General features: G+C 46.1%; 7 protein-coding genes. 5 read left to right on the top strand and 2 right to left on the bottom strand.

Annotation, left to right across the window (positions count from 1 at the left end; genetic code table 11):
* Nucleotides 1-146: 146 nt before the first annotated feature.
* A complete protein-coding gene (gene malQ, locus C1S74_RS18830) occupies nucleotides 147-2327 on the bottom strand; it encodes a 4-alpha-glucanotransferase (protein WP_045396805.1) in 2181 nt (726 codons plus the stop codon).
* Nucleotides 2328-2447: 120 nt separating this feature from the next.
* Nucleotides 2448-4901: a glycogen/starch/alpha-glucan phosphorylase gene (locus C1S74_RS18825; protein WP_042600536.1), complete on the bottom strand. Its 2454-nt coding sequence runs from the start codon at nucleotides 4899-4901 to the stop codon at nucleotides 2448-2450.
* Between the two features lie 569 nt (nucleotides 4902-5470).
* Here C1S74_RS18825 and malT point away from each other — a divergent pair.
* From malT to C1S74_RS18795, 5 genes are all read left to right on the top strand, one after another.
* Nucleotides 5471-8179 carry an HTH-type transcriptional regulator MalT gene (gene malT, locus C1S74_RS18815; protein ID WP_038868966.1) on the top strand — a complete coding sequence of 903 codons (2709 nt, stop codon included), beginning with the start codon at nucleotides 5471-5473 and terminating at the stop codon, nucleotides 8177-8179.
* 700 nt (nucleotides 8180-8879) lie between these two features.
* The gene (locus C1S74_RS18810) at nucleotides 8880-9797 is read left to right on the top strand and encodes a polyprenyl-phosphate transporter (protein WP_045396802.1); all 918 of its coding nucleotides are present in this window, start codon (nucleotides 8880-8882) and stop codon (nucleotides 9795-9797) included.
* A gap of 183 nt (nucleotides 9798-9980) precedes the next feature.
* Nucleotides 9981-10406, top strand: coding sequence for a hypothetical protein (locus C1S74_RS18805; RefSeq protein WP_045396800.1), 426 nt, complete (start codon nucleotides 9981-9983; stop codon nucleotides 10404-10406).
* A gap of 9 nt (nucleotides 10407-10415) precedes the next feature.
* Entirely contained in the window at nucleotides 10416-11027 is a 612-nt protein-coding gene (locus C1S74_RS18800; protein ID WP_045396798.1) for an SCO family protein, read from the top strand.
* Nucleotides 11017-11484 (top strand): copper chaperone PCu(A)C, encoded by a 468-nt coding sequence (locus C1S74_RS18795; protein WP_045396795.1) that lies wholly within the window; start codon nucleotides 11017-11019, stop codon nucleotides 11482-11484. Before C1S74_RS18800 ends, C1S74_RS18795 begins: the two co-directional genes overlap by 11 nt.
* The last annotated feature ends 17 nt before the right edge of the window (nucleotides 11485-11501 follow it).

The following is an 11501-nucleotide window of genomic DNA, read 5'->3' as shown; positions in this document are numbered from 1 at the left end:
CAAAAAACAAAAATGCCCGCTATTGTTGCGGGCATAATAACGGTACTCCATCCTAACGGATCGTACCGATTTAATGAGTGACCTAGGCTGTACTTTCGTACCTCTACGCAATTAAATTCACGATTTTCTACATCACTCAATACTCATTATTTGCCTACTTTCGCACGCACTTCAGTGAGACGTTTCGAAATGCGGTTTACGTCTTCGCGGCTAAAGATTTCATCAAGGTTCATCGACAACTTACGACGCCAGTTAGGGTACTCATTGACGGTGCCAGGAATGTTGACTGGTTGATCCATCTCTAGCCAGTCTTCAAGCTGAACACTCAGTAATGCAGAATCACCCGCAGCGACGTGTAATTGAAGCGCTTCACTCAAGTACGTGTCCATTGGAACGTATTGAGCATCATGGCCAATACCTTCTGGCAAGTAACCATGCCAACGAACGCTGTCTAGGATGCCTTGTTTACACTTCAAACGATCCTCAAATAGACCTTCTAATTGTTGCTCGTCTGGGTAAAGACCAATCTCACGCCCCATCTTTAAGTCATCGCAATGCCAGAAACCACGGAGGGTTGGCATGTCGTGTGTACACAATGCCGACATCGACTGTTCAGCGTAATGCTTCGGAGAAATGAAGCCGCCATCGTCTTTTGATGTTTCGAAGAAGAACACTTTGTATGAGTGAACGCCTGCGTCACGTAGGATATCGACAATTTCATCTGGCACGGTACCCAAGTCTTCACCGATAACTGAACACTGATGACGGTGAGATTCAAGTGCTAGGATTGCCAGCATGTCTTCAACTGGGTAGTAAAGGTAAGCACCTTTAGTCGCCTTTTCGCCTTTTGGAATCCACCATAGACGAAGTAGACCAAGAACGTGGTCAATACGCAGTGCACCACAGTGCTTCATGTTGGCACGTAATAGCTTGATGTACGCATCGTAACCAGTTGCTTCTAGCACTTGTGGGTTTAGCGGTGGTAGACCCCAGTTTTGACCTAGAGGACCAAGAATATCTGGCGGCGCGCCGATACTTGCATCTAGAACTAGGTTGCCTTCATCAGCCCACGTTTCACTACCTGAATCCGCAACGCCTACAGCGAGGTCTCGGTAAAGACCAACGGTCATACCTTTTTCTTCTGCAAGTGCTTGAGCTTCTTTGATTTGATCGTCAGCGATCCACTGTAGGTACATGTACAGGTGAACACGCTCTTGATTGTCTTTGATGTACTTCTGAGTCGCCGCCGAGTCAAATGTACGGTATTTCTCAGGGAATACAGGCCAACCCCACACGCTTGAATCTTCCGCGTGTAACTCACCATGCAAAGCATCAAATGCCGTTTGGTGAAGTAGGCTGTCACCGCCAAGCTCTACAAACTCTAGGAATGCACGAGCACGGTCAGTGTTCTTGTCTAAGTGACGAGCTTTGAACTCACTAAATAGTAGCGGTAACACGCTCATCTTCAGCTCAGACACTTCGGTGTAATTCACCCAATGTGATTCACGCGCTTTTTGCAGACGTTGTTGGAACTCTGCGCTGCCAACACGTTGTTGTGCTTCTGCACTTAACGCGAATTCAGGTACAGAGCTTACGTCGATGTACATGATGTTCAGCCAACGACGAGAAGACGGGCTGTATGGGCTCGCACCTTCTGGGTTCGCAGGGAACAATGAATGAATCGGGTTCAAACCAATGAAGTCACCGCCACGGGATGCGATGTCACTCACCAGTTGCTTTAGATCGCCAAAATCACCGATACCCCAGTTATGCTGGGTACGCAGTGTGTAAAGCTGGATGCTTGGGCCCCATAGCTTTTTGTGTTGGTTTAGATCTTCTTGTTTGAAACACGCTTTAGGTGTGATGATCAGTGACATTTCGTAAGGCGTTTTGCGACGCTTACGGCTGATGATCAGTTTGTGGTAGCCCCATGCCAAGTTCTTTGGCAATGCAAACACTAGAGGGCCACCCTCAGCTCGTTCATCACGAACAATTTGCGACTGAAGATAGCCTTCAAGTACCTCTCCTTGTTCTGTTTCTAAACGCCAGCTAAATTCACTCTCGCGAGCACTCGTACCTAGGTTTAGTTCCACTTCGACTGGTTCGCCGTCGCGTAAAACAAGAACAGGGGCTAGTACGTCTTTCTTATGTTTTTTCTCAGCAGAAGCCAATAGCTTCTCATCGCTGCTAGTATCGTAGCCAAGTGAAGTGAGCAAGCGGCGCAATGTCTCTTCTGAAACTTTTGCCTCGTCTCCCCACGCGCTGACGTAGCTATCTGCTAATCGCGCCATGTCTGCGACTTTCTTTAATGCTGTTTGTTCTTTCATCGCTTTCTCCGAAGGTAATACCAACACCTTCCATGTAGGGTTTTATTGTTATCAATAACTTATCTTTGAAAATGACCAAAGGTAGCACTCGGCTACCTTGGTCTTAACTGGGTATCACTATTAACGTTTCACCGTCTCAAGTTTCCAGATGTTGTTCACGTAGTCGCGAATCGAGCGGTCTGATGTGAACTTACCAACTAGGGCGGTGTTAAGAATGGCTTTCTTAGCCCAACCCGCTTGGTCTTTGTATTGTTTGCCCATGTCTTCATGCGCTTTCACGTAAGATGCAAAGTCAGCAAGACATAGGTATGGGTCACCGCCATCTAATAGGCTATCGAATGTCGCGCGCAGTAGACCTGGTTGACCTGGCGTAAACTCTTCGCCTGTTAGTAGGTCTAGAGACGCTTTCAGTAAGTGGTCAGCATTGTAGTAATCGTAAGGGTTGTAGCCAGCTGCTTTCACCGCTTTCACGCCCTCAACATCAAGACCGAAGATGTAGATGTTCTCGTCGCCCACTTCCTCACGAATCTCAACGTTAGCACCATCCATCGTACCGATAGTTAGGGCACCGTTAAGAGCCATCTTCATGTTACCTGTACCAGATGCTTCTTTACCCGCTAGCGAGATTTGTTGTGAAACGTCTGCCGCAGGGATGATGATCTCAGCCATGCTCACGCGGTAGTCAGGGATGAATACCACTTTCAGTTTGTTACCGATGCGTGGATCGTTGTTGATCTTCTCTGCGACCTTGTTCACTGCGAACATAATTTCTTTCGCTAGGTGGTAACCCGGTGCTGCTTTTGCTGCGAAGAAACATACACGTGGCTCACACTCGAAACCTGGTTCGTTCAGGATACGGTGGTATAGAGACAGAATGTGTAGCAGATCTAGGTGCTGACGCTTGTACTCGTGTAGACGCTTGATTTGAACGTCGAAGATAGCGTTAGTATCTAACTCGATACCCATGTTATCTAGAACCCAATCAGCAAGACGCTGTTTGTTTTCTTTCTTAACAGCCATGAATTCTTTTTGGAATTTCGCGTCTGTTGCGTATTTAGCAATACCTTCTAACTGCTCTAGTTTCGCAGGCCATTCTGGACCCACTTTCTCAGTGATTAGCTTAGATAGACCTGGGTTACAGAACTTCAACCAACGACGTGGAGTGATACCGTTCGTTACGTTGTGTAAGCGAGTTGGGTACATCTCGTGGAACTCTGGGAATAGGTCTTTCTTAACCAATTCCGAGTGAAGTGCTGCTACGCCGTTTACCGCGTAAGAACCGATGACACATAGGTTTGCCATGCGAACCATGCGGTTGAAACCTTCTTGGATGATAGAAAGCTTCGCTTGCTTCTCACCGTCACCAGGCCACATCTTACGTACTTCTTGTAGGAAACGGTGGTTGATTTCAAAAATGATTTCCATGTGACGTGGAAGTAGACGCTGGATTAGCGACTCTGGCCATGTCTCTAGTGCTTCTGGAAGTAGCGTATGGTTGGTGTACGCAAATGTCTTAGAACTGATTTCCCAAGCAGCTTCCCAAGTAAGACCTTTTTCATCCATTAGAATGCGCATTAACTCAGGGATAGCAATTGTTGGGTGCGTATCGTTAAGCTGGATAGTCTCTTGCTTCGGTAGATCCGCTAGCGAGTAGCCTGCAGCTTCGTGGCGACGTAGGATGTCGCGTACAGACGCTGCTGAGTGGAAGTACTGTTGCATTAGACGCAGTGTTTTACCTTTCTCGTGGTTATCGTTCGGGTAAAGCACTTTAGTGATGTTACCTGCATCGATCAGCGCGTGCTGAGCTTCGAAGTAATCACCGTTGTTAAAGCTTGCTAGTGAGAATGGTGCGATAGCCTGACATTCCCAAAGACGTAGAGGGTAAACCGTGTCTGATTCGTAACCGACGATAGGTAGATCCCAAGGCATTGCTTTTACAGACATGCCAGGAACCCATTTACGAACTTCTTTACCGTTCTCGTTTACCACTTCAACGTGACCGTAGAAACCGATTTCTTGCGCAAGCTCTGGACGAGCCACTTCCCAAGGGTAACCTTCTACACCGCGCCATGCGTCTGGTGCTTCTTGTTGACGGCCGTCTTTGAACGACTGCTTAAATAGACCGTATTCGTAGTGCAGGCCGTAACCTACAGTGGGGAATTCTTGCGCCGCACATGAATCCATGAAACATGCCGCTAGACGACCTAGACCACCGTTACCCAATGATGGGTCGCGTTCTTCTTCTAGAAGGTCAGTTAAGTTGTGACCTAGTTCAGCCATTGCTTCAGTGATCTCTTCGTAAAGACCCATGCTGATTAGGTTGTTACCCGTCAAACGACCGATTAAAAATTCTAGAGAAAGGTAGTTAACGCTTTTCGCATTCTTGATGCGAGGATCTTCTTCTGTAGCAAGCAAGTCACAAGTCGTGAATTCTGCCAGTGCGCGACCCATTGCGAGGTACCATGCACGGCTGTCTGCATTTTCAATCGTGTGTGCATAAGTTACAGATAGATGCTTCTTCACACTCTCTTGGAACGACTTCTTGTCAAATTGTTTTTGTTGAGTTGGTTTCATTAAGAAATTCTCACGTCATTTAGTAATTCATCTGCCATACATCCTGCATTTCCCTCTGTGAATAAACATCCTCCTGTTTCTCCTCCTTCGTGGGAGGAGGGGGTAGGGCGTAGAGGGGGTACCATTGAAAAGTTAGTGATCCAAATCGCAACACAGCTGTCTCTCGCCCTGTTCTTAGTGATTCGGATCACAACCAATCTTGAGAAAGATTAAAATTTGTTCATGACGGTTTTTATGACCCCTTCTTACTCCAATGTAAAAACTGTCTAATCGATCACATTACGCCTTTTAACATCGATAATTTTTTCGTAATAGATGTGCAACTCAAACTACATGAAATCAATACCAGCGACGTTTAAGTGACCAGAATCACAAATACAGGGCGTAGTTGACGGCATTTTCATCAACTCTCGAGAATTAGGAAGTGGATCAAAGTAAGAGGCATTTCTGATGTCGTACCATCCCAAACGACTCACAAGCCTGTACACTTTTCATACAAACTAAAATTTTTAGTGGTGTGGGTCAGTTTTCTAGTTTCGCTAGCTCAAAAAACAAGGACAGAATCAATAATGTGGATTCCATCTAAACTTACTCGTCCAGGTCGTTTGCATAACGCGATCGTCCGTCCGCGAGTATTGGACTTACTACAACAAGCGCCTTACTACAAATTAGTATTATTCCGCTCGCCTGCTGGTTACGGGAAAACCACCATGGCAGCACAATGGCTGTCAGACAAACCAAATGTTGGCTGGTACAGCATTGATGACAGTGATAACGATGGTTTCCGCTTCGTTAACTATCTACTGCAAGCCTTAAATAAAGCCACCAACTACAACTGCTCTAATGCTCAAAAACTGGCTGAGAAACGTCAATTTTCGTCTTTGCGTTCTCTATTCAGCGAAGTTTTCGCTGAGATGGCAGATTTTCAGCATGAGTGTTACGTCGTTTTGGACGATTACCATTTGATCACCAACGACGAAATTCATGAGTCCATGCGCTTCTTCTTAAAGCACATGCCAGACAACCTAACCGTGGTTGTGACAAGCCGTGCGGCACCACCTTTAGGTACGGCTAACTTACGCGTACGCGATTTAATGATCGAAATTGGCAACGAAATGTTGGCATTCGATACAGAGGAAACCACACGTTTCTTCAACCAACGTATTGCCGATGGCATTGATGAAGATATGGCAAACAATCTACGTACTTATGTGGAAGGTTGGCCATCCGCGTTGCAATTGATCGCGCTGCAAGCACAACATCAAAACCGCACACTGGCACAAACCGTCGAGTCGGTTTCCCAGTTTAATCATGCGCACCTATGGGATTACCTCGTCGAGGAAGTGTTTGATTTGCTTGATCACGAAACACGCCACTTCTTAATGCAAGTGTCGGTGCTGGACCATTTCAATGATGAGTTAGTTTTCGCACTCACACAGCGTGAAGACGCGCTAGGTATGATTGAATCTCTGAACCGTTATGGCCTGTTCATCTATCCGCTGGAAGGTGAGCAAAACTGGTTCCGCTTCCACAATTTATTTGGCGAATTCCTTTCTCATGAACGTCTTGCTCGAATTCCACAACAAGAAAAAGACCTACATCGTAATGCCGCCGTTGCTTGGTTGAACCAGAAAGCACCGCATCAAGCCATTCATCATGCGCAGAAATCTCATGATACCGACTTGATCGTCGAAATCTTAAATGAATTTGGTTGGAAGATGTTTAACCAAGGTGAGTTAACCACCTTAGAATCGGCGATCAACAAACTGGATAAAGAGTTACTCTTCAGCCATCCAAAACTGTCGATGCTACGAGCATGGTTGGCGCAAAGCCAACACCGTTACAATCAAGTGGGCGAGTTGTTGGCAGAAGCCGAAGAAGAACACACTAAGCGAAATATCGAGTTGGATTCTGGCTACCAAGGCCAAGCTCACGCCCTGCTCGCTCAAGTTGCGATCAACAGTAACCAACCAGAGCGTGCATTGGAACTAGCCGAACTGGCATTGAGTCAACTTGACCCTACCGTGTACCGCAGTCGCATCGTGGCGACATCGGTCGTCGGTGAAGTTAACCACGTATTGGGTAAGCTCGATCGTGCATTGCCAATGATGCAACAAACCGAAAAGCTGGCTCGCCAGTATCAGGTTTACCACCAAGCGTTGTGGGCAATCCTGCAGCAAAGCGAAATTATGATTGCGCAAGGTTACGTTCAAGCAGCATTTGAACTGCAAGACTCAGGCTTCCGTCTGATCGAAGACCAGCAGCTTCAGCACGTACCCCTTCATGAATTCTTGCTGCGTATTCGCGCTCAAGTATTGTGGTGTTGGAACCGTCTGGATGAAGCAGAAGAGTGTGCGTACAAAGGTCTGCAAATTCTGGAAAATCACTCACCAAGCAAGCACTTACATAGCTACTCAATGCTGGCACGTATTGCAATTGGCCGTGGTGAACTCGATAAAGCAGGAAAATTCATTGAGCACATCCAACACTTGATGAAACAATCTACTTACCACGTAGATTGGACCGCAAACGCCTCACTTTCTCTGATTTTGTTCTGGCAAGCGCGCGGTAACACAGAAGCGATTCAAGAATGGTTAAATACTGCCGTTCGCCCTGAATCCGCATGTAATCACTTCCAACAACTGCAATGGCGTAACATTGCTCGCGCTCATATCAACCTCGGCCAATATGATGAAGCGCGTGAGGCACTGAACTTTTTGCAAAGCGAAGCTAGCCGTACAAATTTGGTGACGGATACAAACCGCAACTTGGTTGTAGAGGCTATCTTGGCAGCACGCCAAAAAGACGAAGACCAAGCGAAAGCGCTATTGAAAGAAGCCCTAGTCATGACGAACCAAACTGGCATGGTAGGTAACTTCCTTACTGATGGTGCCACCATTGGAGGTTTGTTAGAGAAGCTAAGCTTGCGTCATGAACTGGGCGATCTAGAACGCCACCGCGCACAGCAATTGATGAAAGACATTTCCTCGAATCAACGCAGCCGCTCGATTCACTTCGACGAAGACTTTATCGAGAAATTGGTGAATCACCCGAACGTACCGGAACTGGTTCGTACAAGTCCACTGACTCAACGCGAATGGCAAGTACTTGGTCTAATCTACTCGGGCTTTAGCAACGAACAAATCGCGCAAGAGTTGGATGTCGCAGGCACAACGATTAAGACTCACATTCGTAACTTGTACCAAAAACTCAACATTGCTAACCGTAAGGAAGCCATCGTAACAGCGGAAAATCTGTTGCAGTTGATGGGTTACTGATCGGACTGAATAAATTAGTGCTAGATACTAGGGTTGGCGTTATGCGTCAGCCCTTTTTTATTGCTCATTAATCGTTGAAAAGTGCAAATTGCAAAGCACGTAGGAAACGTTGTACATATATACCCGAGTCACTTTCGCAGAACCAAGCATCTCAAGGTTACTTGAGTATATGACAGACAAAAAAATAGCCAACCGCAATTAAGGCGATTGGCTTATGTATGATGTGAACAATGTGTATTCACTAACAACGTCAGTTGGCTAGGTGACCCTCGGCTTAAGAAGGGTCGAAAAGAATTATGCATTAATCATGCCAATTTGAAAAGCTTTATTTTTGGGCACAAGATCTCATATCAGATCAGACCAGAGCGGGCAAAATTGCAATATGCAAAACCAAAACGCAAAACGCAGTTGCAAGACGCAATCTAGTCACATAAGTGATAAATAAATCATCAATTAGCCAGATTCACGAGATTTATTGTTTAATTGGGTTAATTTAGACAGTGTTGAGCTATTTATATCTCCCCCTCTTCACGCTGCCAAATCTCGTTTATCGCTCTGTTTTTATTTGTAGAAACTGGCCATAGGGTTTGTGTTTCTCTAATAAGCAATCATTTCGATATTTTCCGAAACACTATTTCATACTTTTTTGACATCAATGTTTGTATACTCAGTGCCATCAACATGACTTAGTACTTGAGAAATGAACTATCTAATCACCTACTTTAAAGGAATGGCCATGGGTGCAGCCGATGTTGTCCCTGGCGTATCAGGCGGCACCATTGCATTCATTACCGGCATTTACGACACGCTACTAGAAAGCATTCGACGTATTAACCCATCACTTTTCTCGATTTGGAAAAAAGATGGTTTTAAAGCCGCATTTAACCACATTAACGGCTTCTTCCTGATTTCATTGTTTACGGGCATTTTCACCAGCATCGCGACATTGGCAAAACTGATCAGTTGGCTATTAGAAACCCATCCAATTCCAATTTGGTCTTTCTTCTTCGGCCTGATTTTGGTGTCGGTCTACCACATCATCCGCCAAGTAGAAAAGCGCGATGCGATTCGCTTTGTCGCGCTGTTGATTGGTATTGGCTTTGCTTACAGCATCACGGTACTAAAACCACTCCACATGGAACCAACCGCGATCAACACCATTCTTGCGGGTGCGATTGCGATTTGTGCAATGATTCTACCGGGTATCTCAGGCAGTTTTATTTTGCTGTTGATCGGCATGTACGCTCCCGTTCTTGGCGCAGTAAAAGGGTTCCAAATTGATATCCTTGCCCTGTTCCTTGTTGGCTGTGTGGTTGGTCTACTATCTTTCTCTCATCTGTTATCTTGGTTACTGTGCAAATTCCGTGATTTAACTTTGATGTTCCTAACAGGCTTGATGATAGGCACGCTACCAAAGATCTGGCCTTGGAAAGAAACACTAACATGGCGTACGAACTCGAAAGGCGAGCAAGTGCCATTGCTAGAGCAAAACCTGTCACCGTTTGAGTTTGAGCACATCACGTCTCAACCGTCACAACTGGTGTTAGCCGTGATCATGATGCTAGCCGCTATCGCACTGGTACTTGGTTTAGAGAAGTTTGCAGATTCAAACAAGTAAGCCAAAACCTCAAAACCATAATTCAAGAAGCGGAGCCAATGGCTCCGTTTTTTATTACCACCAGAACAAGCCTGAGCTTTCAAATAGATAGGTATAGCGCACAATTTGTTGAAGTTACGAGTTTTCGTACATTCCATCTGTGCTAGGATGCAGACAATGTTAAGTGATAAATACTGAATCTTAATGAAATTGTTACAAATCGCAGGGATAGCCGTCGCACTGATAGCTGGCTTTTACGCGCCTACCCTGATCAAAAACTTCTCTTCAGCGCCCGAGCCTAAGTCGCTCGATGAATACTGTTTCCTCTCTACCGAACCTTGCATCCAACATGATGTTGCGATGACGCTCAGTGTCGATACTGCCCAACCACTGATCCCTGCTCAGCTCGAAGTCGAATGGCAAGACAGCGAAGCCGATCAGCTCGTATTAAGCTTAGTCGGTCGAGAAATGGAAATGGGCGAGCCAAAATTCATGTTGAAGAAAGTCGCTCCGGGTAAATTCGTCGGCGACGTGACCCTGCCGGTATGCACTCAAGATTCAATGACGTGGGTTGGTGAACTTTCCGATGGAAAAGACACCCTCTACCCTGCCATTAAAATGCAAAGATAAGGAAATGCTATGAGCCGCAATTGGTCTCTATTTCTCGTAGTCGCATTCGTGCTTGGCTTCGGCACCAAAACCTACTTTGATGGGCAAGCAGAAGTCGAAAAAAAACAAGAAGTGACCACCGAACAAAGTGTGCTATTCGGTGAAAACAACAAACCCGTCGATATTTTCGATACCAGCGATGATCGTATTCGTGTTGTGTATTTTGGATTTACTCGCTGCCCTGATGTCTGCCCGACTTCTCTAGCTATGCTGGCAGGCGCACTCAACCAAATCGACGATGCACAAAAAGCACAGTTGCGCCCGATGTTCATCTCGCTTGATCCAGAGCGTGACGAAGCCGATGCATCAGCCAAATACGCGCACTACTTCCACCCTATGATTGAAGGCCTGTCAGCACCGTTGGATGTCACCACACCACTTGCTCACAAGTACGGTGTTATCTTCCGTAAAACGGAACTCGAAGGTTCTGAGCTGAAATACACCCTCGACCACAGCTCATATTTCTATTTCTTGAAGCCCGACGGCACACTCATCACCAAAGTGCCTCATACCCTAACGCCTGCACCAATTGTCGAGGCGATTTCAAAATTGACAGCAGAAGGAAAAACCAATGAAAGCTAAACAAGCCATCAAGAGTCTGGCACTTACCGCCCTTCTTCTGAGCCCATTTGCTCAAGCAAACTTAAACGTGATGCCTCATGAACCATACGCGCGAGCGATGGCGCCAGGCGCAACGACAAGCGCGGTCTTCGTGACATTCGCTAACCGAAGCCAAGAAGGCATCAATATCGTCGCTGCAGAAACACCAGCGGCAGGCAAAGTCGAGCTGCACGATGTGATTAAAGAAGGCGATGTGATGAAGATGCGTCAAGTAGATCACATCACACTAACAGCAAAAGAGACCACTGAGCTAAAACCGGGCAGCCTACATATCATGCTATTCGACCTTAAACAGCCCCTTAACGAAGGCGACAATATCGAAGTGACAGTGACTTACGATAACGGTCAAAAGCAGAGCTTTACCGCACCGGTTAAAAAAGTCATGGCTGGAATGAAAAAGCACGAGCATCAGCATTAATTGTTGCTCGGCAAATC

Origin of the sequence: Vibrio hyugaensis (assembly GCF_002906655.1) — a bacterium.
Classification (GTDB): domain Bacteria; phylum Pseudomonadota; class Gammaproteobacteria; order Enterobacterales; family Vibrionaceae; genus Vibrio; species Vibrio hyugaensis.
The sequence above is the reverse complement of the archived record's forward strand: the minus strand, read 5'-3'. Positions and strand labels throughout refer to the sequence as shown.

Coding starts and splice junctions, on each gene's coding strand:
- C1S74_RS18825 (WP_042600536.1), bottom strand. CDS start 4,901: ATGAAACCAACTCAACAAAAACAATTTGACAAGAAGTCGTTCCAAGAG.
- C1S74_RS18810 (WP_045396802.1), top strand. CDS start 8,880: ATGAACTATCTAATCACCTACTTTAAAGGAATGGCCATGGGTGCAGCC.
- C1S74_RS18805 (WP_045396800.1), top strand. CDS start 9,981: ATGAAATTGTTACAAATCGCAGGGATAGCCGTCGCACTGATAGCTGGC.
- C1S74_RS18800 (WP_045396798.1), top strand. CDS start 10,416: ATGAGCCGCAATTGGTCTCTATTTCTCGTAGTCGCATTCGTGCTTGGC.
- C1S74_RS18795 (WP_045396795.1), top strand. CDS start 11,017: ATGAAAGCTAAACAAGCCATCAAGAGTCTGGCACTTACCGCCCTTCTT.
- malQ (WP_045396805.1), bottom strand. CDS start 2,327: ATGAAAGAACAAACAGCATTAAAGAAAGTCGCAGACATGGCGCGATTA.
- malT (WP_038868966.1), top strand. CDS start 5,471: ATGTGGATTCCATCTAAACTTACTCGTCCAGGTCGTTTGCATAACGCG.